34 protein-coding genes and 2 pseudogenes are annotated in these 26,988 nt (G+C 65.3%); 24 read left to right on the plus strand and 12 right to left on the minus strand.

The window, feature by feature from the left end; genetic code table 11:
* Complete coding sequence (locus tag G6N25_RS10035; RefSeq protein ID WP_083075457.1) at positions 1-774, plus strand: TIGR03084 family metal-binding protein; 774 nt, start codon at positions 1-3, stop codon at positions 772-774.
* Positions 775-967: 193 nt separating this feature from the next.
* On the opposite strand, the gene G6N25_RS10040 is transcribed toward G6N25_RS10035, so the two are convergent.
* Complete coding sequence (locus G6N25_RS10040) at positions 968-2,101, minus strand: DUF5631 domain-containing protein (protein WP_083075431.1); 1,134 nt, start codon at positions 2,099-2,101, stop codon at positions 968-970.
* 83 nt (positions 2,102-2,184) lie between these two features.
* Here G6N25_RS10040 and G6N25_RS23505 point away from each other — a divergent pair, with 83 nt between their 5' ends.
* Positions 2,185-2,328, plus strand: coding sequence for a hypothetical protein (locus tag G6N25_RS23505; protein WP_169924623.1), 144 nt, complete (start codon positions 2,185-2,187; stop codon positions 2,326-2,328).
* Here G6N25_RS23505 and G6N25_RS10045 read toward each other — a convergent pair.
* From G6N25_RS10045 to G6N25_RS10070, 6 genes are all read right to left on the minus strand, one after another.
* Positions 2,325-2,636, minus strand: a complete 312-nt coding sequence (locus G6N25_RS10045; RefSeq protein ID WP_083075429.1) for a DUF2694 family protein — start codon at positions 2,634-2,636, stop codon at positions 2,325-2,327. The two genes, G6N25_RS23505 and G6N25_RS10045, sit on opposite strands and share 4 nt — an antisense overlap.
* Positions 2,633-2,950: an ESX-1 secretion-associated protein gene (locus G6N25_RS10050; protein ID WP_083075428.1), complete on the minus strand. Its 318-nt coding sequence runs from the start codon at positions 2,948-2,950 to the stop codon at positions 2,633-2,635. The genes G6N25_RS10045 and G6N25_RS10050 overlap by 4 nt, the downstream gene beginning before the upstream one ends.
* Positions 2,951-2,996: 46 nt before the next feature.
* On the minus strand, positions 2,997-4,397 hold the full coding sequence (locus tag G6N25_RS10055) for a DUF4226 domain-containing protein (RefSeq protein ID WP_083075426.1): 1,401 nt from the start codon (positions 4,395-4,397) through the stop codon (positions 2,997-2,999).
* A gap of 148 nt (positions 4,398-4,545) precedes the next feature.
* A complete protein-coding gene (locus G6N25_RS10060; RefSeq protein WP_083075456.1) occupies positions 4,546-4,908 on the minus strand; it encodes a DUF4226 domain-containing protein in 363 nt (120 codons plus the stop codon).
* A gap of 14 nt (positions 4,909-4,922) precedes the next feature.
* A complete protein-coding gene (locus tag G6N25_RS10065) occupies positions 4,923-5,741 on the minus strand; it encodes a C40 family peptidase (RefSeq protein ID WP_083075424.1) in 819 nt (272 codons plus the stop codon).
* Positions 5,731-6,528: a helix-turn-helix domain-containing protein gene (locus tag G6N25_RS10070; RefSeq protein ID WP_083075455.1), complete on the minus strand. Its 798-nt coding sequence runs from the start codon at positions 6,526-6,528 to the stop codon at positions 5,731-5,733. The genes G6N25_RS10065 and G6N25_RS10070 overlap by 11 nt, the downstream gene beginning before the upstream one ends.
* Before the next feature lie 142 nt (positions 6,529-6,670).
* On the opposite strand from G6N25_RS10070, the gene G6N25_RS10075 reads away from it, so the two are divergent.
* From G6N25_RS10075 to G6N25_RS10090, 4 genes and pseudogenes are all read left to right on the plus strand, one after another.
* Entirely contained in the window at positions 6,671-7,087 is a 417-nt protein-coding gene (locus G6N25_RS10075) for a WhiB family transcriptional regulator (RefSeq protein ID WP_083075423.1), read from the plus strand.
* A 69-nt stretch (positions 7,088-7,156) separates the two neighbouring features.
* Positions 7,157-7,354: pseudogene (locus G6N25_RS10080) on the plus strand (acyl-CoA dehydrogenase family protein); the annotation flags it as partial.
* 159 nt (positions 7,355-7,513) lie between these two features.
* Entirely contained in the window at positions 7,514-8,485 is a 972-nt protein-coding gene (locus tag G6N25_RS10085; RefSeq protein ID WP_083075421.1) for a pirin family protein, read from the plus strand.
* A complete protein-coding gene (locus G6N25_RS10090; protein ID WP_083075420.1) occupies positions 8,482-8,823 on the plus strand; it encodes a GNAT family N-acetyltransferase in 342 nt (113 codons plus the stop codon). The genes G6N25_RS10085 and G6N25_RS10090 overlap by 4 nt, the downstream gene beginning before the upstream one ends.
* Positions 8,824-8,850: 27 nt before the next feature.
* On the opposite strand, the gene G6N25_RS10095 is transcribed toward G6N25_RS10090, so the two are convergent.
* Positions 8,851-9,117, minus strand: a complete 267-nt coding sequence (locus tag G6N25_RS10095) for a YdeI/OmpD-associated family protein (protein WP_083075418.1) — start codon at positions 9,115-9,117, stop codon at positions 8,851-8,853.
* Between the two features lie 38 nt (positions 9,118-9,155).
* On the opposite strand from G6N25_RS10095, the gene G6N25_RS10100 reads away from it, so the two are divergent.
* From G6N25_RS10100 to G6N25_RS10135, 9 genes and pseudogenes are all read left to right on the plus strand, one after another.
* A complete protein-coding gene (locus G6N25_RS10100; protein ID WP_083075417.1) occupies positions 9,156-9,509 on the plus strand; it encodes a VOC family protein in 354 nt (117 codons plus the stop codon).
* Positions 9,510-9,675: 166 nt separating this feature from the next.
* Positions 9,676-9,888 carry a hypothetical protein gene (locus G6N25_RS10105; protein WP_232065940.1) on the plus strand — a complete coding sequence of 71 codons (213 nt, stop codon included), beginning with the start codon at positions 9,676-9,678 and terminating at the stop codon, positions 9,886-9,888.
* Positions 9,889-9,890: 2 nt separating this feature from the next.
* Positions 9,891-11,051 carry a hypothetical protein gene (locus G6N25_RS10110; protein WP_163672418.1) on the plus strand — a complete coding sequence of 387 codons (1,161 nt, stop codon included), beginning with the start codon at positions 9,891-9,893 and terminating at the stop codon, positions 11,049-11,051.
* Positions 11,044-11,487, plus strand: coding sequence for a hypothetical protein (locus G6N25_RS23800; protein WP_232065756.1), 444 nt, complete (start codon positions 11,044-11,046; stop codon positions 11,485-11,487). The genes G6N25_RS10110 and G6N25_RS23800 overlap by 8 nt, the downstream gene beginning before the upstream one ends.
* Before the next feature lie 10 nt (positions 11,488-11,497).
* A complete protein-coding gene (locus G6N25_RS23805) occupies positions 11,498-11,899 on the plus strand; it encodes a hypothetical protein (protein ID WP_232065758.1) in 402 nt (133 codons plus the stop codon).
* A 256-nt stretch (positions 11,900-12,155) separates the two neighbouring features.
* The gene (locus G6N25_RS10120) at positions 12,156-12,497 is read left to right on the plus strand and encodes an antitoxin Xre/MbcA/ParS toxin-binding domain-containing protein (RefSeq protein WP_083075410.1); all 342 of its coding nucleotides are present in this window, start codon (positions 12,156-12,158) and stop codon (positions 12,495-12,497) included.
* Positions 12,494-12,711 (plus strand): annotated as a pseudogene (locus G6N25_RS10125) (RES domain-containing protein); the annotation flags it as partial. The gene G6N25_RS10120 and the pseudogene G6N25_RS10125, both read left to right, overlap by 4 nt.
* A 118-nt stretch (positions 12,712-12,829) precedes the next feature.
* Positions 12,830-13,087, plus strand: coding sequence for a type II toxin-antitoxin system ParD family antitoxin (locus G6N25_RS10130; RefSeq protein ID WP_083075454.1), 258 nt, complete (start codon positions 12,830-12,832; stop codon positions 13,085-13,087).
* Entirely contained in the window at positions 13,024-13,380 is a 357-nt protein-coding gene (locus G6N25_RS10135; protein ID WP_083075453.1) for a type II toxin-antitoxin system RelE/ParE family toxin, read from the plus strand. The genes G6N25_RS10130 and G6N25_RS10135 overlap by 64 nt, the downstream gene beginning before the upstream one ends.
* Before the next feature lie 570 nt (positions 13,381-13,950).
* Here G6N25_RS10135 and G6N25_RS10140 read toward each other — a convergent pair.
* From G6N25_RS10140 to G6N25_RS10150, 3 genes are all read right to left on the minus strand, one after another.
* Positions 13,951-14,358, minus strand: coding sequence for a hypothetical protein (locus tag G6N25_RS10140; RefSeq protein ID WP_083075408.1), 408 nt, complete (start codon positions 14,356-14,358; stop codon positions 13,951-13,953).
* Positions 14,359-14,549: 191 nt separating this feature from the next.
* Positions 14,550-14,915 carry a hypothetical protein gene (locus tag G6N25_RS10145; RefSeq protein ID WP_142272750.1) on the minus strand — a complete coding sequence of 122 codons (366 nt, stop codon included), beginning with the start codon at positions 14,913-14,915 and terminating at the stop codon, positions 14,550-14,552.
* A 343-nt stretch (positions 14,916-15,258) separates the two neighbouring features.
* On the minus strand, positions 15,259-15,543 hold the full coding sequence (locus G6N25_RS10150; protein ID WP_083075406.1) for a hypothetical protein: 285 nt from the start codon (positions 15,541-15,543) through the stop codon (positions 15,259-15,261).
* Between the two features lie 235 nt (positions 15,544-15,778).
* On the opposite strand from G6N25_RS10150, the gene G6N25_RS10155 reads away from it, so the two are divergent.
* The 8 genes from G6N25_RS10155 to G6N25_RS10190 all read left to right on the plus strand — a co-directional run bounded on the left by G6N25_RS10155 (position 15,779) and on the right by G6N25_RS10190 (position 23,618).
* Positions 15,779-16,621, plus strand: coding sequence for a hypothetical protein (locus G6N25_RS10155; protein ID WP_083075404.1), 843 nt, complete (start codon positions 15,779-15,781; stop codon positions 16,619-16,621).
* Between the two features lie 307 nt (positions 16,622-16,928).
* On the plus strand, positions 16,929-17,840 hold the full coding sequence (locus tag G6N25_RS10160; RefSeq protein WP_232065759.1) for an ImmA/IrrE family metallo-endopeptidase: 912 nt from the start codon (positions 16,929-16,931) through the stop codon (positions 17,838-17,840).
* 9 nt (positions 17,841-17,849) lie between these two features.
* The gene (locus G6N25_RS10165; protein WP_083075402.1) at positions 17,850-18,404 is read left to right on the plus strand and encodes a hypothetical protein; all 555 of its coding nucleotides are present in this window, start codon (positions 17,850-17,852) and stop codon (positions 18,402-18,404) included.
* Positions 18,405-18,579: 175 nt separating this feature from the next.
* Entirely contained in the window at positions 18,580-18,933 is a 354-nt protein-coding gene (locus G6N25_RS10170) for a hypothetical protein (RefSeq protein WP_142272749.1), read from the plus strand.
* Between the two features lie 195 nt (positions 18,934-19,128).
* Positions 19,129-19,290, plus strand: a complete 162-nt coding sequence (locus tag G6N25_RS10175) for a hypothetical protein (RefSeq protein ID WP_158084907.1) — start codon at positions 19,129-19,131, stop codon at positions 19,288-19,290.
* A gap of 94 nt (positions 19,291-19,384) precedes the next feature.
* A complete protein-coding gene (locus G6N25_RS10180; protein WP_083075398.1) occupies positions 19,385-20,395 on the plus strand; it encodes a nucleotidyltransferase domain-containing protein in 1,011 nt (336 codons plus the stop codon).
* A 224-nt stretch (positions 20,396-20,619) separates the two neighbouring features.
* On the plus strand, positions 20,620-21,855 hold the full coding sequence (locus G6N25_RS10185; RefSeq protein WP_232065760.1) for a ThiF family adenylyltransferase: 1,236 nt from the start codon (positions 20,620-20,622) through the stop codon (positions 21,853-21,855).
* Positions 21,852-23,618: an SAVED domain-containing protein gene (locus G6N25_RS10190; protein WP_083075394.1), complete on the plus strand. Its 1,767-nt coding sequence runs from the start codon at positions 21,852-21,854 to the stop codon at positions 23,616-23,618. Before G6N25_RS10185 ends, G6N25_RS10190 begins: the two co-directional genes overlap by 4 nt.
* Before the next feature lie 56 nt (positions 23,619-23,674).
* Here G6N25_RS10190 and G6N25_RS10195 read toward each other — a convergent pair whose 3' ends face one another.
* On the minus strand, positions 23,675-24,622 hold the full coding sequence (locus G6N25_RS10195; protein ID WP_142272748.1) for a hypothetical protein: 948 nt from the start codon (positions 24,620-24,622) through the stop codon (positions 23,675-23,677).
* Between the two features lie 396 nt (positions 24,623-25,018).
* Between G6N25_RS10195 and G6N25_RS23810 the strand changes: the two genes are divergently transcribed.
* Positions 25,019-26,986, plus strand: a complete 1,968-nt coding sequence (locus G6N25_RS23810; protein ID WP_232065761.1) for a hypothetical protein — start codon at positions 25,019-25,021, stop codon at positions 26,984-26,986.
* Positions 26,987-26,988: the final 2 nt, after the last annotated feature.

Here is a 26,988-nt window from a genome sequence, read left to right on the forward strand (position 1 = left end):
ATGGCCGGTGCCGCCCCGATTGTGGCCGACCTGCGCGCCGAAAGCGACGACCTCGACGCGTTGGTGGCGCCGCTTCCGGCGCACCGCTGGGCGGACCCGACGCCCGCGCCGGGCTGGACCATCGCCCACCAGATCGGGCACCTGTTGTGGACCGACCGGGTCGCCCTGACCGCGGTCACCGATGAGGCCGGGTTCGCCGAGGTGCTGCGGGCCGCTCAGGCCGAGCCGACCGGCTTCGTCGACGCGGGCGCCGAAGAACTGGCGGCTCTGCCGCCGGCCGGGCTGCTCACCGACTGGCGGGCCACCCGAGGGCGGTTGCACGAGGCGCTGCTGGCGGTGCCCGACGGTCGCAAGCTGCCGTGGTTCGGGCCACCGATGAGCGCGGCGTCGATGGCGACCGCCCGGTTGATGGAGACCTGGGCGCACGGGCTTGACGTCGCCGACTCCCTCGGCGTCGAACGGCCCGCCACCGAGCGGCTGCGGTCGATCGCGCATATCGGGGTGCGCACCCGTGACTACGCCTTCTTCGTCAACAATCTGACTCCGCCGACCGAACCGTTTCTGGTCGAGCTGCGCGGGCCCGGCGGCGACACCTGGTCCTGGGGACCGCCGGACGCCGCCCAGCGGGTCACGGGCTCCGCCGCCGACTTCTGCTTCTTGGTGACCCAGCGGCGCGCGCTGAGCGCGCTGGACGTCACGGCGCACGGTCCCGACGCGCGGCGCTGGCTGGAAATCGCTCAGGCCTTCGCCGGGCCGCCGGGCCGCGGGCGATGAGCGCGAAAAGCCGCGGCTTAGTGGTCTTACCCGTTAATTCGTCGGGGTTGTTGTCAGACAGATATCGCTGGCACCGAGTCTGCGTTTGTCGTGTCGAGTCTGCGCTCAGCGCTAGCTTTTCCGGCTTGCTGTCGCCGCCACCGCAGTCTCGGCGCGTCAAGTCACGCCCCGACGAACATGCGGGCGAGACCATTTAGACACTGCCCGGCGGCGTACTGAGCTTCTGGAACCAGGCGAGGTGGTAGTTCGCCGACGTGGAGTCTCCGGTGACCGCGCCTTCGGTGGCGGCCAGCAACAGGCAGTTGAGCAAGAGCGCGGGGTCGACGTTGGGATGTTGGATCAACAGCTGATAGCGCGCGGTGTCGAGATGCACTCGCAACAAATCGATCTCTTCTTCCGCGACGCCGGTTCCGGCGGCGGCGGCCCTGGCCAACGTGTGCACCATCCGCGGCAATCCGTCGCGCCAGTGCGTGGCCTGGGTCAGCTCCCACCCCAGGTCTTCAATCGAGGGCAGCTCGCGGGCTTGCACCGAGGCCTTCGTCTCGGCGAAGTCATCCAGTCGACCAAGAGAATCCCCAGGGGCGTACATGACGATGCGTGCACTCTCGCCGACCAGCGCGGCGGCTTTGCCGCCGCGCCGCTCCGGCTCCAACAGCCGCACGCCTTGGGGGAGCGCGATGCCCGGAGGCACCCAGCCGTGGGCAAGGTCGGTGACCAGTACCGTGGTGCCGTCGGAGCGATCGGCGATAGCCCAATTCAGTCGCGGCTCCTGATGGACGACGAAGGCAAGGAGCCGCTGCAACCGTTCGTTATCGGATTCCCGTGCGGCTGACGGCTCGGTGACCTCCGGGTCGATTATCGGCGTTTCATCGTGTCCGCTTTCGTCTGCTTCTGGGGGCTCCGGGGCGGCATCGGGGGGCGCGTCGACGCTGGGATCGGCATCCCGCGGATGCGGGCGTTCGGCGGCCGGCCCGTCCCCCACCGCGTGTAACTGACGAATCGTCGATTCCACCCGCCTGCCGGCGCGGGCCCGGGCCTCGTCGATGACCCTGGCTTCTTCCGCTTGCCGGGCCAACTCGGGCATCCCCGCCAGCCTGACGAGCTTGAGCTCGTCGTTGGCGCTTCTCGTGATCCGCTGCAGGTCGGCCGTCAGATACTCTGCGAGCGTGGCGGTTTCGGGGGTGTCCGGCGACAGCTCGGCCGGCCAAAGTCCGCCCGTCACCCAGGGGGTGCAATCGACGGTAGAGCTGAAGGCCGGGATCGCCAGTGATTCCCGGGTAGCTCTTCGGAGGCGCTGGCGCGCCGTCAGCCGACCGAAGATTGCCACTCGGCCAAGCGTACCGGCATCCGACGGGTGGTCTATTCAGCCGGTGAATTGTGCAGCCGCGATGGCCTGGGTAGCGTGGGGACATGGCTGACTCTGCGCTGCAGCAGCAACTCGACGAAGTGCGCGCCCTGCTGGCCCGCGCACGAGAGTTGTTCGGCCCCAACCCCATTGAGCCTCCCACCGATATCGCGCCCGATCCGGACAGCGCCAAGAGGTGGCTGCTCTAGTCCGCGCGGTCACGGCGGCGGAGTTTATGTGCCAGCAGCTTTTCGATCGCCGCATCAAGGTCATGGGGTGTCGGAACCTCCGCCGACGGGGTGTGTCCGGCTGCCATGATTTCGTGCCGGACCTCCAGTAACGCTTTGAGGCAGGACACGTCGGCGGTCAACAGGATGCCCTGCGCCAGGGTCTCGGCGTCGGTTTCCATCGCCTCTTCGCTCAGCGCGATGCTGTGCATGTATCCGCCGCGGCAGGAGCGGACGAGAATGTGCCCACTCGGGTGAACGGTGTCGAAGGCGGGATTGGCGTCGGTCATCGACCGCCGTCAATGATGCCGCCGAAATGTCGTGCCGCGTCTTGCTCGTGCTCTTCCCACATCGTCGCCGACGTGACCAGTTTCACCGCCATGTCGGCGTGGTCGTCGGCTTGTTGCTCGTAGCACTGCCGTCTGAGCTCAAGCAGATCGCGGCCGGCATCGCGCAGTTCGCCGAAGATGGGCCCCAGCGAGTCCAGGCTCTCCTGGATCGCCGCATGCGATGACGGAACGGTGCGCAGGTAGTCGGAGGTCTCCTGGTGATGCGCGGCGGCTTCACGTAAGTGCGCGGGCACCACATGGATCTGATCTGCCATCTGCTGTCTCCTGTTCCTGCGCCGCCGGGTTGAACCGGCGAATTCACTATTGTCGAGCGGTCGGCGTGGCCGCCGGCCGGGTGGGTGTCGGTGTGTGGGGCTTCGCGGACGCGGCCGCCTCCGGTGGATGCTCCCAGCCTAGAAAGCTCGGCCCGCTCACGGTGGCGATGCGTTGAATCTGGCCGTCGAGAAGCGCTTTTTCATGGCCGAGCGCCAGGGCGTGGCGATCGGTGAAGATCCCTACATCACCGGGCACGACTTGCAGTGGATCGACCGGGGCGGTGACCGCCGTTCCCGGCGGGGGGATGGTAATTCCCTGCTGATGGAACGCATCCGCGATCGGTGCCCCGCCGACCGCGGCTTGGATGGCCGCGGCGAGCTGCGGGCTGGCGGCCGTCACCGCGTCGCCATCGGGCAGGGTCACCGTTGTCGGGCCCGCCGGCGGCGATTCGGGCTTGTTCGCCGAGGCGTCCTCATCGTGGGCCCCGCCGTCGTCGGCGTCATCGCCCGGGTTCGGGTCGCGGGATCCATGCAGGCCTTCCGGATCGTCCAGCGCCGGATCGCTTCCGCTGCCCGCCGGCCGCCCGGGCAACGCCAAGCCGCCCGGGGCACCCCAATCGGCCAGCGAGCCCGGCGCCGCGCCCAGTCCGGGCACCGGCGCCGCGCCGAGGCCGGGGATGGTTGGCATCGCCGGCGCCATCGGGGTGGCCGGAACCGTGGCACCCTCGGCCGGGCCCTGGCCCGGTGCATCCCCGGCGGGTGGGCCGGCGTCGTCGGCCAACGTCGAATCCAAAAGCGGATCCCAACCGGTGTCGGCGTCGTCGGCCGGCTGTTGGATGGTGGTGTCCGCCGGCACCGGGACGGCCGACGCCGGCGGGTGGTCGTCGGGGCCGTGCTTGGAGGCGTCGTACAGCGACGTCCATGCGGCCATCAGGGCCGATTTCGACGTGTCATCCAGACTCGCGTTCAAGACCACCGCGCGGATGTCCTTGAGCTTGCCGATGAGGAATCGTTGGAAATCGCGGGCTCCTGCCGGGGTGTCGAGGTCCGACCGCATTCGTACCGCGGCCTCGGTCTCTCGCTGCAGTGTAATCAGCGCTTCTCTGCCCTCGACGGCCTTCAGGTGTGCGTTCAGGATGGCCGAAACCACTTGCATGTCGAGCTGGGAGCTCGCCGAATTCTGGTGTGCCAGAGCGGCTTCGGCGTTTGTCATGGCTTCGGCGGCGTCGCCCTGCTCTCGGTCCGATGCCGCATCGGGTGCGCCAAACAGATCCGCATGTTGTTGGCGGATCTTGCGCAGGATCGCGTCGAGTTGTTCGGGCCGTGTCGTGGGGGTGATCACCGCGGCCAGCTCGTCGGGCGCAAGGCCCGTCTGCCACGCGTTCGGATCACCGGTGCGGTCGCGCACATATTTGATCGTGGTGATCAGCTCGTCATACACCGACATCGTCTAGGCCGACGGCGCTGCGCCCCACAACCGGCCCTGGTGCGGGATGTGTCGCGACGCCTCCATGCCGGGCGACAGTACCCAGGCGCATTGTTGCCGACAATTCACCCGGGCCCGTCTGTGCACGGACAAACCCGCGTGGGGTTCGCTAGCCCGAAGGGGCGGCGTACTGTGCCCGCAGGCTGTCCAGCGCAGCCCTTTTCGTGCGATCCAGCTCGCGAGCGTTCGCCACGACCGCCGCGATCTCGCGTTGCTTGGCGATCAGAAACCGGTGAAATTCACGCGCCCCCAGCGGGGTATCGACGGCGAGGTCCGCCCGGACGGTGGCGGCGCGATCGATCTCCTCGGCGATCGCGTCGAGTCGCCTGATGCTCTCGCGCGTCGCGGCATGGGCGCTGGCCAGCACCTCGGCCAGCACACGGTCGGCCTCGGCGGCGGTGCCGTGTCGGCTCGCCAGCGCTGACTGCCTCGCCTGGATGGCGTGCAGCGAAGGCCCGGCCTGGTCCGGCATCGGTTCGTTGCCCGTCATAGCGGCCGCCGAATCGCAACGTTGCTGCCGAGCGGACCGATTCGCACCGAGGCGCCCGAGTAGGGCGCCTCGACGACCCGGTTGTTGCCGATGGCGATCTGGACGTGCCCGGCGTGGGGGAAGACGAGATCGCCCGGACGGACCTGCGAACGGGGCACCGGGATCCCGTCGTTGATCTGCTGATAGGTCGTGCGGCCCAGGTGAACGCCCGCGTGCGCGTAGGACCACTGGACCAGCCCGGAACAGTCGAACTGGTCGGGCCCGGTTGCGCCCCAGACATAGGGGCGGCCCAGCCGCGACAACGCGGCGCGCACCGCGATTGCGGCGCGGCCGTTCGGTGACCGCGGCCCGAGGCCGCGATGGTGCGTCATCCGGTAGCGCAGCGCCCGCAGCGCCGCCGAGTGCCGTTGCGCCCGGCCGCGGGCCGCCAGTACGTGGTCCCGCTGCGTGCGCAGCCGCGCTACCCGGCGGCGCGTCGCCTCGCGCTGGGCCATGGGTGTCGCGGGCGCGGCCGTGGCGTCGGCGCGGGCCTCGTCGAGGACCTTCTTGGTGAGTTCGCGCGCCCGGGCCTGATCCTGGTGGGCGTCGGCGATGACGCCGGCGGCAACGGCATCCGTGTGCGCCGCAGCCGCCAGCCGCTGCCGGTGCTGGCCCACCGCGAGTTGGTAATTATCATGTGCCACACCGTCATTCAGGTCAGCGGCGCGCCGCAGTACCCTGTGGTAGTGGGCTGTGCCCGCGTCCATCGTCGGGGGCGATGCGTTGCCGGCAAACAACCGGTGGGCACGGCTCAACACCTCGACTTCACTTTCCATCGCGGCCCCCCTCGCCGCTGGCCGGATCCGTCTCCTCCTGGCGCGTCGACTCGACCGCCTCGGCGAAGGCGCGAACCCGGGGGAGCGCCCCCGGCGGGATGACCCCCCGGTTGCGGATATCCCACATTTCGTCGTTTCCGACACCGACCAACGCCGCGATGATCGCCTCCGGCAACGCCGACTGCACGCACGCTCGATCGAACCGTGCGCTCAAGCTGGTGGGCATCCGCGTGAGGAGGGCCCGCCGCGTAACCTCGAGCGCCTGGAGATGCTCCATGAGCCGGCCCGTCGAGTCGGCGCCGGCGTTCACGGCGACCCGCCAGGAGCTCGCGGCCAGCATCTCCGCCTTCACGCATTGCGCGATCACAGAGAGAATATACGTCTCATATTCGTTTGATGTCGTCGCGGGTAGCCGATCGATGACGGATTTGAGGGCATCGAGCTGCGCCTCGGCGTAGCCTTCCAGCACTTCCGTATCGCTATGGCGGTCGACGACCACCGCGCCGGAGCCCCGCGCGGGCCCCGCGGCGGGCGGTCGAGCGGCCATCAGCCGGGCCAATTCGGCGTCCGGGTCGGCGGCTACGAGCAGCCGAGAGTACGTGCCTGGCGGCAGGCCAAGCCCGTTTTCGACCTTCTGAACTGTGCTTTTGTGCGGCTTGCGGGCGCCGCGTTCCAGAAAGCTCAGGCCCATGATGCTGACGCCGGTCGCGGCGGCAAGGTCTGCTAGCGACCAGTCCCGTGATTCACGCAATGCACGGATGGCCGCCCCGGCCGATTCACGGCTCACCGCACGCTCCGGCCATAGGCCGGATATTACACAGAGCACGTCACTTTCCAGCATATATACGTTTTCGTCACGATTCTCTTGCGGAGGTGACGTATACCTGTATACGCTTTTGCCTACGTTTCACTCTGACAAGGAGACCGACATGGGCCACCCCTGCGCAGCCAATCCGGAACTCTGGTTCGGGTATCCCGACGATGATGGCGGTGACGGCGCGGCCAAGGCCCGCGCTTACGAGCGGTCCGCCACCGAGGCGCGGATCCAATGCCTGCGCCGCTGCCCGCTGGCGCAGCAACGTCGGTGTGCCCAGCACGCCATCGCGCACGGCGAGGAGTACGGCGTCTGGGCCGGCGTCAAACTACCCGGCGGCCAATACCGCAAGCGCGAACAGCTCGCCCGGGCCCACGACGACCTGCGGCGTATCGCCGCCGGCGAGATCAACTCGCGGCAGCTGCCCGAAAACGCGGCCCTGCTGTCACGTCACGAACACGATGCGATTCCGGTGCCCGCGGTGGTGTTGCACCTGCCGACCGCGCAAGTGGGACCCCGTTCGGCCGCTTAGCATTCGGCCGCATCCCGGCGGGCAGTTTGCTGCGCCAACCAACGGGGTAGACGGGCTTCGGCACGACCTGGCTGCCGCGCGTCCCATACCGCCGAGTTGCTGTTCGAGGGCGTCCGCGTTCCGGCGGCCAATTTGCTTGGCGGGCAAGAGAAACTCGAACACAAACTCGCCAGGGCCCGCGAGGCGGCGGCCGGCTCGGCCACATTGGGCACCTTCGAGCAGACCCGCCCGATGGTCGCCGGCACTCCGCTGCGGGCCCGTGCCGCCGACGCGGCGCTATCGATGCAGGATCGCGTGCCCGAACCGCCTATGCGGCTCGCGATGAAGGCGCTTCGGCCGCCCGGCAGGTGAGCCGGCCAGGCGTACTGTCGCGATAGCGGTGCCGCATCGCGCCCACGACATCACGCCCACGACGAAAGGTGGACGATGAGCAACCTCGAAGCCGCGCCGGCCGAGGTCGCGTGCAGTGCTTCACGGGTTTCCGGCACCGAGGTGCTGCATCCGCGGGAGGTCCCGCTGGGCGGGCCGCGGGCGATCCGGGTGCGGCGCACGCTTCCGCAACGACAACGCTCGCTGATCGGGGCGTGGTGTTTTCTCGACCACTATGGTCCCGTGTCGGCGAGCATGGACGTCCCGCCTCATCCACACACCGGATTGCAAACGGCCAGTTGGTTGTTCAGCGGGGGAGTGGAGCATCGGGACAGCGCCGGCGTTCATGCCCTGGTCCGTCCCGGCGAGCTGAATTTGATGACGGCGGGCGCGGGCATTTGTCACTCCGAAGTGTCGGTCGCGTCGAATGCCGTCCTGCACGGCGTGCAGTTGTGGGTGGCGCTGCCCGATTCGGACCGCGACACCGGCCGCGACTTCGCCCACCACGTGCCCGCACCGATTTCGCTGCATGGCGCGGTCGCCCGAGTGTTCCTGGGAGAGTTGGCGGGTGACCGTTCGCCGGTGCGGACGTTCACTCCCTTACTGGGCGCGCAGATCGATCTGGACGTGAACGCTGAGCTGGACATCGACGTCGATCCGGCGTTCGAACACGGCGTGCTTTGCGACTTGGGTCCCGTCGAGATGCGGGAGACCACCCTGGCGGTCGCCGACCTCGGGTACCAGAGCCCGGGCAATTCGTCGCTGCACCTGCGCAACGCCGGTGACCGACCCGCACGCGTGCTGCTGCTGGGCGGGATACCCTTCGCCGAACGGCTGGTGATGTGGTGGAACTTCGTCGGGCGCAGTCACGACGACATCGTCGGCTACCGCCAACTGTGGGAGGACGCCGACGACCGCTTCGGCGCCGTTCAGGGCTACCGGGGTTCGGTGAACCGGCTGCCCGCCCCGCCGCTGCCGACCACCCGGCTGCGACCGAGACCAACACCGGAAGAAAGGGAGCAGGCATGACTGCCGATAAGACCGGCGCGCAAACCACGGTCGCCGCCGAGGAGGGCCGGTACACCATTGCCGTCGAGGGCAAGACCGTCGGGCTGGCCGAATTCGCCGACCGCGGCGATCAGCGCGTTTTTTACCACACCGAGGTCGATCCGGCGTACGGCGGACGTGGCCTGGCGAGCATCCTCGTCGAGGCGGCGCTCGACGCGGCTCGCGACGACGGCAAGCGCATCGTTCCGGTGTGCTCCATGGTGGTCACGGTGCTCAAGAAGCACCCCGAATTCGACGCCATCACCGACCCCGTCACCCCCGACATCGACCGGTGGCTGCAGGCACGGTCGACGAGTTAAGCGCGGGACGGGTCTCGTCGCACGCGTTTACCTGCCGGTGCGCTCGCGGTGCTTGCACCCCGGCCAACAGCAGGGACGGCGCTTGCCTTCTTCGAGCTCTTCCCGGGTCCGGCGAATGCGGCGCTCGCGGGTCGTCTCTTGCTTTGCATCCTCGACCCAGCAGATGAACTCGTTGCGCGCTAAGGGCGTGATGTCCTTCCAGGCCGCGAGTGCCGTGGAGTTGGCGATCAGGGCCCGGCGCAGGTCGGCGGGCAGCGTGTGCACCACCCCGCCGGGTACTCGCTGGCTGCTCACCGAGCTAGGGTAAGGCGATCGAGCCGCGGGAGGCAGCATTGAGCGAGCACGAAGTACGAATGATCGTCTTATCGACCGACGACTTGGACGAGTCGATTCGGTTTTACAGCGAAACCCTGGGGATGCCGCTGAAGTTTCGCGACGGGGCCCACTTCGCAGCCCTCGACGGTGGGGCGGTCACCGTCGCACTGGCGACCGCGGTGGACCATCCCATCTACGGGCAGGTCGTCGTCGGGATCAAGACGGCCGACGTCGACGCCGCCGCGAAGGCCGTGGAGGCCAGCGGTGGCGGCATCGTGCAAGGCCCCTACAACGACGCGCACGAACGCCGCGCCGTGGTCTACGACAACAAGGGCAACGGGTTGGTCTTTTACAGCCCGCTGCCCCGGTGAGACTCGGGCGATCGCACGCTATTTCCAATCGGTCCGGCGAGTAGACGCCGCGCTATTCGCGCACACCGGTAGCCGAATTCGGTGGATCTAAGCGAGGGGTTGCTAGGGCGTTCACAGTGACTGGCAGGCACGCGACGTGCCTGCCTACACTTTCGCCGTGCAGCAGATGTTGCGTGTGAATACCGCGGGCGTGCAGGCGATGGACGCCGCTGGAGTGGTTTCGGTGGGCGAACTAAACGTGACGATAGCTCCGGCGGGGCAGGGGCCGTCGTGTCAGGTCAGCGCAGTCACGGCCCAAGCTGACACGCGCTATCTCGCCAAGGAAGCTGCTTCGGTCACCGGGCTGGCTGCTGTGGCCCATCCGGTGATCGGCGTGTAGCAATGTCGGCGGTCGCAGGGGTTGCTGGCCTGTCGGCGCTATTGGCCTGGCCCACCGACCATCTCACCGAGGCGGCCGATTACTGGGAGACCATCGGCGGGCGCTGCTACGGGGTGGTCAACGGGGTCTGGCGAGACGCGCTGTCGATCGACTGGCAAGGCGACGCTGCTGAAGCGCTGCGCGCCGCGACTCATGCCGACATGATGACAACCAGCGCGGCAGCTGATCAGTTGCAGGCGGCGGCCCACATCGCCCGCAGCGGGGCATCGGATCTGTATGCGGCCCGCTCCCGAGTGCGTTACGTCGTCGAGGACGCCCGCGCGGCGGGATTTGAAGTGAGCGAAGACCTTTCGGTCACCGACCGCACGACTGGCCGTTCAGCCGCCGAGCGGGCTGCTCGGCAAGCCGCAGCACAAGCCTTCGCCGGCGATATCCGTCAGCGTGCCGCCCAGCTTGTCGGCGTCGATCAACAAGTCGCCGGCAAGATCACCGCCGCCGTAGCCGGAATCCGCGATACTTTCCCGCAAAACCCTGCCCCTAGCCCGCCGCCGCAAGACAATCACGTCCGTGCCGTCGACCACACCTGGAAACAAGACGGTGGCAACGGCCAAGCGGATCCGCCGCCCCCGGCTCCTCCCGCCCGAGGGCTGCCGCCCGAGGGCCTTCACCCACCAGTCTCCGATTCCCTGACGCCGGGCCCGGCCAGCCGAGCGAGCGAACAAAGTGTCGGTGGCCAGAGTCTGTGGGATGAGCACGGTGGAGAGTGGCGCTACTTCCCGGGCGACAAATGGCACAATCCGCATTGGGACTACAACCCGCACTCGAGCCCAAATTCTCGTTGGGACAATATTCCGATCAATGGTCTGCCCCCTCGCATCGGTGATGCTCCGCCGATCATCTCTTCGCTGCCGCCGTGGCTTCAAAACCCTGTGGCTTCCGGAGCTCCCGGGCCGCCACAGAACCCACTGCTGGCGCCATTCCCGGGTGCAACCATGCCCGCACCCCCGCCCGCGCCTCCCCCGCCCCCTGGCCCGGGCCTGATGCCGCACATCGACGTGCCCGCACCGAGTCCCGGTGACCTGCAAACCGCCGGCGGTGAGACTGCGGTGGTTGGCGGTGGGGGTCTGCTGCTTCTGATACTGGGGGCGATGGCTCTTGCCTGAGCACCAAACTGATACGACAGGACAGCCCTTCGACCCCACCGCGGTGTCGTCGCTTGCGGAAGTGCTTGCCGAGCACACCGGGGCGCTGACATTCGTTCCACCGGCACACCTGCCGCTGTGGCTACCCGACCTCGCCGTGCCGCAGGGATGGGACGTTGGCGCCGTCGACGGCCCGACCGTGACGAGGATGCTGCTGCGCCGACTCGGCAGCAGCGACCACTGGGATGGCTGCGAGGTCCTTAATCTCTACCGTGTCTCCGGCGTGGTGCCCGAAGCACTAGTGCTCGACAACGCCGACCGCAGTGGTGAGGTCGCGAAGCTCACCGACAATGTGTACCGCGCCCTCCTGGCCGGCATCGACCGAGCCCGCCGCCGCCCAGAAGATATGTCACTAGCAACGACACAAATTCCATCAGAACTCGAAAACCGGCCGTAAGTGGAGACCCATGAGCATCATTCGCGTCAACTTTCTTCCTGAATTTTATTACGGCGACGACGCAGTGTTGTTGACTTTGGATGGCGGCGGAGTCGACGAGCTCAAAGCTGCGCTCAGTGATGCCAAGCAATGGGGGTCATCGCGACTGGAGCACGACGGGGTTGCGCACGAGTTCCGCATTGAGCCCGGCACAGCCGATATCGAACTCGACCCCACCCATGTGGTGTGGCGGCTTGACCATGCCAAGGCGGCCGAAATCGTCGCAGACCTTGCTGTTCTGAGCGACAAGGGCAGCGTAGGTCGTCCAGCCAGCGGCCATTTCTACGTCGATATGTCCACGCCCACCAAGACGCTCGTCGTGTCTCGCGACGAATACGTCGACGTGGTCTATCCGTGGCAGTCACCGGCATAGCAAAGCGCTGAAGGCGATGTTGTACTGACAGATGCCGACGCCGAGCCGGCCGCCATGGTGATGTCAATAGGGCGCTACAACGCGTTGATCCACGAGCTTGAAGAGCTACGCCGGGGCGTCTTCGACCGGCTTGCGGTCGTTAGGTCCAAGCCGAAACGGAACACCCATCGTCGTGAAATGTTCTCTCGGCAGCAGGCGTCGTTTCGTGTCAGAATACCTGACATAATGACCGACAAAAGGCAGACAGGCGGACAATATGGGAGCTAATGCGCTCGCCTCAACCGTGTCGAGTGCGATCGAGCGCTTGGGATTGACCTATGAGGAAGTCGGCGGCATCGTCGATGCGTCTGCGCGCTCGGTGGCGCGCTGGACCTCAGGTCAGGTCGTCCCGCAACGTCTCAACAAGCAACGACTCATCGAACTGGCCTACGTCGCCGACGCCCTAGCCGAAGTCCTTCCCCGCGACCAGGCCAACGTCTGGATGTTCTCGCCGAACCGATTACTGCAGCACGCCAAACCCGCCGACCTGATACGCGACGGCGAATATCAGCGCGTCTTGGCGCTCATCGACGCGATGGCCGAAGGGATCTTCGTGTGAGCGATGCGCTCGACGAAGGGCTGGTGCAACGCATCGACGCGCGCGGCATCATCCAGTGGTCGGGAACGTGCGCTCGATACACCGGCGCCCACCGTGATCCCTTGTCGGGGGAAGAGGGCGTAGATTCGGCGGCAGGTGGAACCCGCCGTTACTGTTCTCAGCGATTTATCTGTCCGATTCCGCGCGAGCGTGCATGGTTGAAGTGGAACGCGCCAGGATCTGAGTCGCCTCGATTTTTTAGATGTGAGACCACCCCAACCGTCGCCCCCGACGCCAGGCCGGTCACCGGCCCGTCAAAACAAGCTGTACCAATAATTGGTACAGTGAGCTTTGTGGGTAAAAATACCTCTTTCAGTCTCGATGAGCATTACAGCGCCTTCATTGATGACGCGGTCGCTGCCGGCCGTTATCGGTCGGCCAGTGATGTCGTCCGCTCGGCGTTGCGGCTGCTCGAAGACCGCGAAACGCAGTTGCGGGTACTGCGCGATGCCCTCGAAGCCGGCGAACGTAGCGGTATCTCCACGCCATTCGACTTCGACGCCTTCCTCAACCGCAAGCGGGCCGCCGCCCAGACACCGCGCGGGCAGTAACCGGTCAATATCTTCTCTCACCTGCTGCGCAAGCAGATTTAGAGCAGATCTGGGACTACACCTATGACCGTTGGGGTGTTGACCAAGCCGATTACTACCTGCGCGAACTACAACATGCCGTTAACAGCATTGCGGAAAACCCAGGAATCGGCCGAGCCTGCGACGAGATCCGCCCCGGCTACCGCAAACTTGCCGCCGGTTCGCACACGCTGTTCTACCAGGTCACCGAGGACGGCATTGTTGACGTCGTGCGCATCCTGCACCAACGTATGGACGTCGACCGCCACCTCTGACTTTCTCTTCAATGCCGCCACTGCATCGACCAACGCCGATGGCATGCACTGCAGCTCATCAGCGCCTGCGCACCGGCCCACGAGACCGAAACCCGATCACCTCAACTCTTGGGAATGAGTCCCGACCACTTCGTGATTCTGTGGGTGATATGGCTCCCACGTGGTAAGGGATCGGCAGCAGCGACTTCGCGCGCAAACACATAAGGTCACGCCCTCTTTCGAGGTCGTGACCCAAACGCACGCAGTTCGTAGAACCGCTCACGGTGTGGAGATCTCAAGAGCAGGTCAGAGGGAAGTTTCGGGAGTTCACTCCACCGACTTTTTGCGATTTTTCCACCGACTTTCGCCAGGTCCAGAGGCCGGATTCGGTGGTGCCGCTCTGGCCTTCGTTTGGTCGCGTCTGGCGGCATCGAGGATCCGACTAGCAGGATGCGGCGCCGTCGTTTCTACTGGTAGCTGGCGTTTCGTGGCGGTTCGTTGGATTTGTGCCGTTTCATTCCACCCACTTCCGGGCGCGGACATGGCGATGGACCGCGCCTGTCTGGCGCGGTCCATCGTGTGGGAGTGGTTCTAGGTTCGCGCCGGTGTGCGGGCAGGGTCGTGGCCGAGGTCGGCGGCGAGCTGACGCATCCGGATGTCGATGGACTCTTCTCTGAAATTGGCAGGGTCGAAGTTCGCTTGGCTTGCGACCTCTGCGCAAGACGTCTTGTCCGTCGTTTCGCAGGTGAAGTCGGTCATGCACTGGACTTTGGCGGCCTGCAGAATGGCCTCTCTGGCGACTTCCGGGTCCGAGTGTCGGATCGTGATCGCGGTGAGCATGGCCATGCGCCTCTGGAGATCGGGTCCCGGCTCCGGCAGCGGCGTCAGGGCGGCGCGTTGCATGAACGCTGATGCCGCTTCCAGGGTCGGCTCGGGCGGCGCTTCGTCAGGAACAGGCGCTGACGCATCGGCCGGTGTCATCTTCTTGTATCGGGCCATCAGCGACCACTGCCGATCGCGCGGCGTGGACGGTTGACAATCGTGCGTGGGCGCGCTGAAATAAACACAGTCCTCCTCGGAGGGTTTGAAGAGCCTCAGAACTCTTTGTTTGGCTGGAAGCCGGGTTGGCGCCCGGCTTTCGGCATTTCTGAGCGGCATATGCCGCGGGAACTGCCGTTACTGCAGTGGGTCTACGTCGTCGCTGCACCTCCCGACTTCGGCACGGATGCAACAGGATTCAGTTCAGTCTCAATGGGCTCATCACGATCGGTTCCGCGCTGGTTTAGCCCCAGTTTCAGGAGTTCGCCGCCGGCCTGCGACAACGTGATGTCGGCGGAGTCCGCATATGTGTAGACGGCTTCGGCGAGTGCCGGTGGCAGGCTGAACTCGACTCGCACCCGTGAAAGGCGCCCGTTCCGCGGCCTGCCCATCGCAACTCCCATCGAGGGTCCCGGAGATTTGTCGAGAGATTCCCGGTCGTAGATTATCTGAACTGTCACGCCAAACCTGTTGCTGTCAAATCCCTCTCGGAGAAATATCGCGGAGATTTTCCGCATGTGGTGAACTTCTTGATCTGCGCACTGCGGCGGCCAAGCTGGCCCTGTTCGGGCCAACGGTCATTCAACACGCGCGCTTCGTTATATATAGGGTCTGTTAGACAACATATTTCGCTGTTCTCAGAGCAGGAGCGATTCGGCATCGATGGAACGCGGCTCGCTGCTGATCTGCGTGCGGGGGCTAGCAGGTTGCAGATCGGAACATTTCGCTCCAGTCTTGGAGAGTTGTTCGCAGGCCGTGTCGTGCGCGCGTGTCGCCGACACTGATGCTTCGACAGGCGAGAGCCAGGCCCGCGCAGCCGCGACGGGTGGCTTTGTTAGTCGTCTGCTCTGATGACCGTGTTCAATCATCAACTACGGCAATGGAGTCCGGTTCAGCGGTGATGCGCCTGATGGTAACCCGCTGCATGTCGGTCAGCATGTCCTCGGTATAGCCATCGATCGCCAGAGCCCACCACACCGTTTTCACGTTCGGACATCGAGGACAACATCGGGGGCCGATGACGCCGAATTGGCCCATGCGCGGCGGGTAGTCCCATCCGAGGTCGAACGCGTGACTCGGGGTCAGGATCTCCTCTACCCCGCACACTTCACAGATGTGCCGCCACTGCGATTCGCTATCCGTCATACGCGCCAGTCTTGCCTCCGGGAGTGACAGATGTGCGCGGCTAACGCGGACGAGGTGCGCTTTCGGAACCGATGTCGCGGCTCGGCAGGCGGTTCGGTCCCTTCGGACTGCATGCTGCTCCAGGACCAACAATCACTTGAACCGTCTCCCCGACGTCTACGTGTAGCTCGGTGGACCTCGTGCCGGGCTGCCGCACTTGCTGCACGCAAAACTCGCGCGACACGGCTCTGCTGGTATGCGACGCTCGATCCTCGTGGACGACCACCCTCAGCTTCCGACCGCGGCGCAGTACCGCGAGCGCAGTCAACGCACCCGCGTGGAGACGCGATCACGCTACCGCGACCATCTCGCCCGGGTACTGAGCGATATGGATGTCGACGATGCCCAGGTCGTGGCCAAGATCGCATTGGATGCGCTGACAGAGTGGCGCGACATCGAGACAGGTGAGCTGTGCAGCTGCTCTTGTCACCCGCAACTGCCCAGCAACGATCTGCACGACTTAGGCTTCGCCTGCAATTGCACCCGCACACGCCGCCAACGACGCGAGTCCTTTCGCGGGCTGCTCAACGCGGGCGACGAGTACTGGCAATCCCCGGAAGGCCTCCAACTCCGCGCGGCCGATGAGGCCGCCGAGGACGAACTGCAAGCCTGGCTGGTCCAACAGCAGGGTGTCGTCGTCGACAGCCACGGCGGCTGGGCGCCCGAGCAGTGGCGGGGCACCGTCGACGGACACAGCTTCTACTTCCGCGAACGCGGCGGAGACTGGGACCTCGAAATCGACCTCCGCCCAACCGGACAGAGCATGCGGATCGTCGACGGCCAGAATGACGACGGCACCACCCGATATCGACAACACGCGTTAGAACGCGGAAGCATCGTTGCTTCCGGCACCATCTACGCCGACGGCTACGGCACGACCCCCGCCGAGCGCGCCCGGTTCATCGTCACCACCATCCGCGACCATCTACGCAGGGAAGTCTGCACACACCACCTCGACCTTCTCGACGCGATCAGCACCGTCCTCGAGGCGGGTGTCAACTGGTGTCCGACGTGCGGAGTCCGTCTCGCGGGTCATTAACTGGATATTGAGTAGCGCAGCCGCGCCCTCGGACTTGTCGGTGCCTGCCGCTAGCGTTTTGACATGCAACAAGGGGCGCGCGACATGCTCGAATCCACTGTTTGGGATTTTCCCAACTTCAGCCTAGTATCGGGTCATGAGCGCTGACATTGGAGCGCGCGTCGGATCGCTCATCCCCGCAGGACAGCAAGGCCGTGTCGCTGATGCCGTGGGCATCCCGCCAGACGCGATGTCGCGCGGGGTCCGAGGGCAGCGCAGCTTCTCAGCCGTAGAGCTGGTGCGGATTGCAGAACACCTCGGGGCGGAGGTGCACTGGCTGATCACCGGCGAGCCTGATCCACATCGGGTAACCGTCGTCGCGCGCCACGACTACGACCCGAGCACTGGCAACCGGACCATTCCGGGCCACAGCAACGACCGCGAAGTCCTCAACGACATCGCACTGGCGTATCGGCAAGCGGCAACCATGTCGTTGCCGAAGTGCAAACCGCCCACCGATGTAGCGGACGCGCGCGCGCAGTTGGGTCCCGATTTCGTGCGAACGCTCCTTGAGGACATTGAGAAGACGTTCGGCATCAACATGATCCGGGTCGCCGAGTTGTCGACGGCCTACGGCTTCACCGTCGGCGACAACGCGATCATCGCGATTCCCGCGTCCGGAAACTGGTTCCGGGAGAACTGGGACATCGCCCACGAACTCGGTCACTTCGCCCACGGGCACACCGACGTCGGCCTCTCGGAGGAGACACGCAACCTCCACGAGCGGGCTGCCAATGGCTTTGCCGCGGAGTTGCTCATGCCGGCTGAACGAGTACACGCCCAGGACTGGGCCTCCATGACAGCGGGCGGGCTGGCCGCGCTGGTCTGGGATTTCGGTGTGTCGACCGCCGCAGTGGGACATCGGCTCGATTCGCTCCAGATTCCGGCATCGCCGGTCGTGGAGGAGTGGCGGACGAAACCGACGCAGCGCCTACTGCGACGCCACTGGCGACCGGCCGTGCCCGGTGATCCGATCACCGCCCGCATGGACGCCGCGGCGCTTCGGCGATTCCCGCCGGCCATCCAAGACGCTCATCTGGAGTTGATCGCGCAGGGGCAACTGCGGAAAGCCACCCTTGCGTGGATGCTTGGGGTCTCTGCCGACGCTTTGGAGGTCGACCAACCGGCCGCACCGGAGTCCATCAGCAGCTCGGAACTGATGACAGCGCTGGGAATCTGAGCTGCCCCAGTGACTCTGGTGTTATTTCCGGATACCACCGCGCTCATCAACTTCGCCACGATCGAGCGCATGGATCTGCTGGAGAAGGTTGCCGTCGAGCGAGCATGGTGTGGATCGGTGTCCGACGAGTGCTCCGCCTGGGCAGGCGAACCCGACCTCTCCTCCATCCGGCGGGCGTGGGACCTCTTCGGCGAGCCTTTACGCCCGGACACACCAGTCGAACACCTCACGACCCGAACGTATTACGAGCGACTTCGGGTGCCCGGCGAACCCCGCACCAAGAACCTAGGCGAAGCCGAGACGCTGGCGATCATCGAATGCCGCTGCCTCCCGGCAATTCTGTGTACCGACGATCACGCCGTCCGCGACTTGGTCGCCGGAATGGGTGGCGACTACCCGAAAGTGATCGGCACCTGGGATCTTTTGCGCATCGGCTACAAGCGAGACTTCGCCACCGGAGACGAGCTTTGGCAGTATTCGCGGATTCTGCACCAGAAGCAGCGCCATACGCCTCCAACAGGTCCGTTCGACCGCGGGAAATTCAACTCCTGGCTCAACGGCTGACGATCAGCACCGTTCCGAGTCCCTATTGACCTGCAGCTGAGCCACTTCCGCCTCGAAGCGAGTCGTCATCGGTCGTGCCCTGTGCTCTCGCATCGTCCGAGGCTCGAAACTAGCTACGGCTGGGGGGTACGAGCGGTTCAACGGCTTTGAACAGGTTCAGCAAGTTCTCTGCGAATTGACCCTGATGCTGAGGCAGGAACTGTGCCATCCCTCGTACTTCAGCGATCGCTTCCCGGGCCCGCGATATTTCGGCCGTCGTAGGCCCAGTCCGCTCGGCCATGGCTTCCTCGATGTTGGTGCGCAAGTATGCGTCAAGGCGGGCACGCATTTGCTCGGCTTGACGCTCGTAGTGCTCAAGTCGGCTTGTCAGCCGGCGGTAGTCCCGCTCAGCGGCGCGACGGCAGTCCTCACTGTGGAAGTCCTTGCGTCGTCCTGGTCCGGCAATCCGAAGGAACTGCTCATCGCATCGCGGATTGGCGCAGGTGGCCTGGAGGTCCTCCCGCTCGTCGTCGTCTCGACGCTTCGCTAAGCCGACGACGTCACCGGACAACCTGGAGCCTCCTGCATGGCTGTGTTAATTTGCGCGTTTTCGATACTCATTGTCGCATGTAAATCCCCACCTCAGATACTTCGACATGCCGGCCAGCGCCGGCGCAATGGCGACAACTCGCCGGCCCAATACGCAATAAATTAGCGCGAATCATCTCGGCGTCATCATGACCGTGTGCGCGAAAACCGGCGCATCTACCGACCGAGAGGCGAAGACATGTCGGGCAAGCGAGGACGCAGCGCCATCACGGGCCGTTTCGTGAAGCAGTCGACGGTGAAGAAACACCCGAAAACCACGACCAACGAAAGCACCGGCAAACGCCGGAAGAAGAAATAGACGACGGTCCCGCGCTAGCCGGCTTCGGCTGTCGGTGGTGAGGACCAGACTTAACTGCGCGACGCACCGCGCATCACAAGATCGGAGGGGCCTAATGGCTCACCTCAAGCAGCAATTCAGGGACGCCTTAGGCTCCATCGAGCCCGGCGACGACAAGGCCCACGCGCCCGAGGCGCACAACCTGGTGCGCGATGCGCTCGAAGCCGATCCCACGCTCGCCGGATACGGCGTGAGCCCGGTGCTGATCGGGTCGTACAAGCGCAACGTGTCAATCAAGCGGATCAAGGACGTGGACGTGTTTGTCCGCCTCCCCGAGGTGTCCGCAGAGGTATCTTCCCGAGACATCCTCGACCGCTTCTTCAAGGTGCTCCATGCAGAGTTCGGCGCCGACTCCGACGGGCACCGCCGGACCAAGCGCCAGGACCGCAGTCTGCAGGTCTCCTTCCCGGAATACGACCTCTATGTCGACGCAGTACCTGCCCGCCCCTACGTGGATGGCCAGACGTGGGAGATCCCGCAGAAGGGGGACGAGGACCAGTGGGTCCGCACCAACCCCGAAGCGCTGACCACACTGTCGAGCGCGATGAATGCTAACCACGACGGCTTCTACGTGCCGACCGTTAAGTTGCTGCGCCAAACGCGACGCGCCCTACTCGGCGTCGGGACGAAGCCCGGCGGATTCTTTATCGAGGCCGCTACGTACCAAGCTTTCAACTCAGGACTCGTCGGCGGCGACGACCAAGCGGAGTACTACGTCTCAGCGCTGCAGCAGATCAGCACGATCATCAACAACTTCGCCACCTACGGCATCGAGGTGAGCGACCCCACACTGCTCGGTCACACCATCTCGATCCGCGCAACGGACGACGAGCTGGAAGCCGCCCGATCCTGCTTAGCAGATGCCGCGGCCGCGGCACGCGATGCGCTCATCGACGAGGACGAAGGAGCTGCTGCGCTGACGTTTCAAAAGCTGCTCGGCGAGAACGGTGACGGTGACACCGTGTTCAAGATGCCGCCCGGTTTCAACGAGGACGGCACCAAGCGCGCCTCGATCATCTCCCCCGGCGCGCGGGTCGTGCCCGCCGGACCGAGAACGTTCGGGTGAGCCTCGCTCGATACGACGACTTCGTCACTTACACCCGGCAACACTTCGAGGAGGGCCTGATACGGCGCGGCTTCCTTGAAACACAGGCAGGGTGGCGGGGCGCCATCGCGCACGCCGACGGCGCCACTGACGTTCTCATCACCCTCACGGATAGATTCCCATTTCACCCGCCCTCAGTGATGCCTGTCGATCATGATGCAGTGCCCTGGTCCTGGCATCGCGAGGTGAGCGGAGCGCTGTGTCTGGTGGCCGAGGACGACCACGATGGACTGTGGTGGACCGAGGTGACCGCGTTCCTGGACCAGGTCACTGCATGGTTCGACCAAGCCCACGCCGGCTGGCCCGAAGACCGCCCCGACCTCGACCTCGACAGGTACTTCCACCAGTCCGACGACACCCGCCTCTACCTCTACGACGACCTCGCGCCATACAGCAACGGATTCATTCGCTTCCGCCCGGCGAGGAACAACACCATGCACATCGGGCGCGGGACAGCACCGTCGAAGTCTGCGAAAGGTAGCAAGCACCGTTTCGGCTTCCTCGCGAACATCGGAGACGTCGAAGTGCCGCCGAGAGCATGGGCGGACATCGCTGAGCGGATCGACCCGAACATCAACCTGGACCGCCGAATTCGGCGCCGCGAAGTCACCGTCGTGATGCTGACGTATCGACGTGGCCCCCACAAGGGCATCATCGCGCTGGAGGTGTGGCCTACAACGGACGGCGGTATCGCGGCCAGGCGCCTGCGCTCCGCGGCAGACACTGACGCTGCCCGCTCCGCGCGGGCCGGCCTGCTAGCTCCTGAACTTCACCGACATCACGTCGCGGTCGTCGGCGTGGGCGCCTTGGGGTCGTTCATCGCAGACATGCTGGCCCGCTCGGGCGTGCACCGCCTCACCCTCGTCGATCACGACATCGTCGAGCCGGGAAACGTCGTCCGTCACCTCGTCGGCCCCGACACCGTGGGGTTGGCGAAAGTCGAGGCGGTCAGACGCCACATCGCCGCCCGCGGCCAACTGCAAGGGGGTGGCATCGCGGTCATCAACAACGCACTGGCCTCTGACGACTCCGCCGCGGAGCTCATGCAAGACCACAGCCTCGTAATCAACGCCACCGCGGACTTCGCCACCACAGCGCTGCTACACCTCACCGCCGAGGCACTCAACACGCATATCCTCTCGGCGGCACTGCAGAACGACGGCGCGACATACCGCATCGATGTGCTGCCTGCGCTCGGCGGCGCCGACCCGTTACCGCCCTCGGATACCGGCGCAGCCAGCGCACACCAACCTCTGTTCGAGTCCGGATGCGGTAGCCCCATCTCGCCGACACCACCGCACGCGGTCATCGAAGCTGCCGCGGCGACAGTCCGGCACGCCATCGGCTTGCTCGTCGAGCAGCCGCTGCACCCGGCAGGCGAGGTCCATCACTACACGCTCCACGAGAGGACGCAGCAGTGAGGCGCACACCGACGCGAATTCAGCTCAGAAACGCAGCGCATGCCTTGATCACGTCCGAAACCGCAAGGCACCTGCCAGCCGAGACCGGAGGCGTGCTGCTCGGTTATCGCGAGGACACCGACATCATCGTCACCCATGCCCTGGTCGTGGACGGGGAACTCGCGTCCGCAAACCGCTATGTGCGCGACGACGTGAAGGCCAACGAGCTGCTGCGTGCCTTTCTCGAAGATCGCGCCGACGACGATCCGATCGGATACATCGGCGAATGGCATAGCCACCCAGCCCCCTGCGGGCCCAGTCCGACCGACGTCCATGCGATTCGGGCCACCGCCAAATCCAGCGACGCCGCCATTGCTCTGCTTGTTCACATCCCGTCAGGCTCCCCGGCGTTTTCCGGCATCGTCGCCGCCCGCGGCCGGCTCGGACGTGTCTCGACCCGAGCAGCCACAGTGTTGTTGCCGCAGAACAGATTTCCACCTCTTGGCCCGCTACCAAACGGTGCGGTCCGCGGTGACGGACCAGTGTTTGTTTCTTATCGGCAGTCCGACGGAACTGCGGCCGCTGAATCGCTTGAGGGTCTGCTCAGGGCGGCGGGGCTGGTCGTGTGGCGCGACCGTAGCGACCTACGCGCGGGCACCACAACCGATCGGCTAGAGCAGGCCCTCACCCAGGGCCTGTCGGCAGCGGTGCTTGTCATGACACCAGACATCGTGTACAGCGAGATCGTCCGCGAACGCGAACTACCGCGCCTGCTGCAACTCGACGCAGATCCAGGGTTCAGCCTGTGCATTGCCAATCACGTTGCCCGACAGCCAGATAATTCGAGGTGCGACTTCGAGGCCCCCGACCGGCTACTGCAAACGGCGCCCGCCCGCACCCTGGCCGACAAGAAGCAAACCAACATGCTCGACGCCGCTGGCGAGGTCGAGATCGCGCGTGACATCCTGATGCACCGCGTCGAACAACGCAGATCCATGCTCCGCCAACAACAACGGCCTTTCACGATTCGCGTGCAAAGCAGGCCGACACCGTCCGCTATTGATGCCGGCGAGGACGACTTGCACATCCGCCTCAGCGCCGCCACCAGCGGGCGCCTTCCCTCCCCACGCGGACTCAGGCTCCTTCAAACCACACTGCCGATAATCAGCGACGCGGTATACGCCACTGGCGCCAGAACCGTACGCATCGCCGGCGGCGCACACTTATCGGTAGCCCTAGCCCTGGGCGCCGCACTGCCTGAGACGAAATTGGGGGTCCTTGAGGTCCGCGACCTCCAGGACCAGGTGTGGACCTCCTTGGCCGGCGAGAGACTCTCCAACAACGACGTCCACATCGAACCCATCGACCCGGAGCGGTCGTCCACAGCAGGGCGTGAGCGAATCGCGGTGTTTGTCAGTCTGACTCCCGAGGCCGACCGCACCGCTTTCGTGCGGCTCATCCGCGAGTCAACCGACGGGTTCACCGCCGCCGCCATCGTGTCGACCGAGCCGAACAGCAGAATCGACGCACGCGAAGGCGGCCGTCTGAGTGCATCCGTCGCGCGCGCTATCAAGGGGCTCGCGGCGAGCAGCGGCCGCGCCGAGGTGCACCTGGCTTTCCACGGCCCGTACACCATGGCTGCGCTCACCGGCCGCTACCTCAACACGTTGCGCACCGTCGTCTACGAATGGGACAGCGAGGGCGCCGACGGGCCGGCCTACACACCGGTCATCGTTTTGGAACCTGGCACCGCCGGAGGACCGATCACCGACGTCCTCGTCTAGAGCGATCTGAATTGCCGACCGATGCTACGGTCCGCCGGGAGTAATGGTCTGCGAGTTCACGTAAGGGTTCCAGGCAGGGCTTTCTCGATCGTGGCCGTCAGCCGATCGTGGGGACTGTGATCGGCGCCGTAAAAGTCGATGACGTATGACAGCGCGTTGTAGAACGTCGCGACCGCCGTAGTGAGCAGTCGTTGAAGGTGTGTGCTGTTCACGCGCAAGGTGAACTCGACGTAGTCACCGCGGTTGACCGGCTCCCGGAACTGGCGCGCAAGATCCAGCGAGGGATGCGTGCCACTTGATAACAGACCGTAAACGCCGCGCGCCTGGCTCCCGCGCAAGGAACTGCCCGCCGACCGAGCCAGCAACCCGAACATCCACTCGACACCCGCCTCTGGTCCTAGAAAACGCTGAGCTGCCAACGTACGACCGGGCGCGCTCTCGCTCAGATCCTCTGCGGTGGCTCCCGGGAAGGTAGCAATCGCCCGTCTACGAACCTCTGTCCATCGCCACTTCGCCGCGAGGTAATTTTCATCCTGTTTGGAACCTAACCGGCTTGCCGCCGCCTTGGTGGCTTCAGCGCTAGCGAAAGTCTCCAGGTAGGCCCGGGCGAGGATGTCGACATAGCGAATCGGCGAATCACCCAGAACCCACAACACACGAGAACTGTGCTCGACGATAGAACGCGCGACCGGCAGCGGCGAGAAGATCAACTCCTCGGCCCGATAGAGGGCCGCTAGACCGCCCAGATGCGCAGCAGCAATCTCGAGGTACGTAACAATCACCTCGGAAACTAAGTCAAAACCGGCCAACATGTCGGCGCTGGAGGTTGCCGGATCACGTTGCGACAGAATAGTTTTCGCTCTCGCAGCTGGTGAGCCCTCGCGCGGCTGCCAGAGTGATTCATCAGCTGTTGCTAAGAAGGAGATTCGGCACTGCTCGGCCACGTCGGCGAGTTCGTTGAGTCGAGCGGCGGCGCCACTATTCGGATTCTGTCCTCTGTCCATTAGGTGGGCTCCTAACGACGACGGCTTCGTCGGCGGTCGTGGTCTACCAATCGACACACGGGCACGTCGTATGTCGGGGCCAGTCATCATGCTGCCAGTCTCCTCCAGCTGCGGATCGCCTGTGGGCGCGAGGACGCGGAGCAGCACGACCTCCGCAGGGCCCCGCGGCTTTGGAGGTTGCCCATGCCTATCTGGTGAGCAACCCGCTCAGCGCTCTGGCCTGACGGGTCGTGTAGCTGGCCGTCGCGGGTAACGGCCAGCTACACGACGGATCGCAGGTCCCTTCTGACCGAGCTGCTGGCAGCACGCCTGGATGCGTCCAGGGCGCGGGGAGTGCGCAGTAGAGTCATCGGCGTCGTTGCGCTTCGCTGTGCGTAACGGAGGAGGGCAGGGGCTTTGTTCGAACAGCACGCGCGGTGGCTTGAGGAACTGCGCGAGTACATCGACCGGAAGGAGCCGGTCACCTGCCGTGCCGGCTATATGCCGCTGACCGCAATCACACTGGAGATCGTGGCCGCGGGCGTCGACCCCCGCCCACACGACAGCGTATATATCGATAGCTGGACCTCGATGGCGGCCGACTTGGCCGACAGCCTGCAGTGGATGGGCCCCGAACTTCTCGCCTTGGTCGACACAGCGGCAACAAGCCTTCAGCAGGCCATCACCAACGGTCTCCTAGTGCCGCGGGCGGGTGCCGCCCGGCCGCGAATTGATGACACCCAGCGGCCCGTCGTCGCCAGGCGGGTCGCCGCGCTTGCGGCGTTACTGGATCGCGACGACGCGCTCGTGGCTGCGTGGCGCGACCTGGTCGCCGGATGCCAGGCCATCGACCACGTCCTGTACCCCAGCGAGCGAATCGCGTTCCTGCGCGACACCGTGGTGGGCCTCAGCGAATACCGTCGACAGGATCGCGGCTATTTCAGCCAACTCTCGACTGCCGTTCAGGTGCTCATGGGCTACGCCTCCAGCGTGCAGCAGGCTCAAGCCATGGTCGGCGATACCGTCGACCCCAGCCTCGACGACCCCCAGGCTCGGATCAACCTCACCGGCAGTGACCTGGCTGAACTTGCCGAGCGCTGCATCCTCAAGCGTCCCCCGACAGGTCAGTATGTGGTCTGGTTTCGCCTCAGCCCGGGTTATTTCCTGGGCCGTGACCCGTACGTCACCCACGGAGGTATCACCTTTTATGAAGCTCAGAGCCTCGCCACCGTGCTGATCCACCAAGACCGGGCCAACGAGGTGCTCGGGGGCGTCGTTCCCGAAGAATTGCTCACCCAGGAAATCCGCGACCTTCAACTGTCGAACAAGATGGACGACACCACGGGATTCGAGTACGCTCCGGCGCTTGTCTATGCCCGCGTCGAGGTTCACGACGTCGAACGCCACCTCGCCATGGCGACGGCCAGGACTCACCTCGACGCGGTGCTCGCGGTGGTGGGCCATACGGACGGCATGTGGGAGATCCTCGGTGGCCACCTGTTCTTCGACAGCTCCCCGTGGGCGCCGTCGATCCCTCGATGGGGATTGAAGCACCCATTACCCGAGCCCGACTTCTACCAAAATGACCATTTCGTAAAGGATCTGACCGATTTCACTGCCAAGGGGCACCTCATCACGGCCGATACCGCTGACGCGGTGCAGCCCGCGTTGCGTCTGTCTGCGGCGCTCAAGAACACGCCGCACACCGACGCAGAAGGCACGGTGATGGCGGCGGTCCGGGCTATCGAGCACAGCAACACCTGGATCGCACCGACCGGCGGCCTGCGGTGGTACAACTTCATCGATCAGTATCTGACCGACGGATACACCCTCACGGTGTTCGCCCGACGAGTGGTGTTCGACGTCTTCGCAGCTGTGTTGCAGTACCGTCCCGACCACACTCCAGGTGCGTCAACTCCACCGGAACTCGCTGTGATCGAGGCGGACATCCTTCTCGATGGCGGATGGGGCACCCGCATCGACAGCCCCAAGACCATTGCCCATGTCTCAGCCCTCCGAGGGATCTATGCCGATCACTGGCTGGCGCGCCGCCTCGCCGAGAGCGACGACATCCTGACCTCGCCCGCGACGATCGGTGCCGCGTTTGACGAGGAACGCCGTCGCGTGGATGCGAGAGTCAGACGGCTCACCCGGTCCCGAAACGCCGCGATTCATGGTGGCACCCTCTCGAACGAGGCATGCGCGACCATCACCGACTTGGCCGCGGTCTTGGCGCACGACGCGCTGAACACCTCGATCTGGGCCCGCGTCACTGGACGCCCGCTCGAGGCTTACGCCACCAGGCGCGCCGACGAGCACCGACAGCGGATCGCCAACCTCAAGAACGGCGGAGACTTGACCAATCTGTTTACCCTCACGCCATGAAC

This window comes from Mycobacterium heidelbergense (assembly GCF_010730745.1).
Taxonomy (GTDB): domain Bacteria; phylum Actinomycetota; class Actinomycetes; order Mycobacteriales; family Mycobacteriaceae; genus Mycobacterium; species Mycobacterium heidelbergense.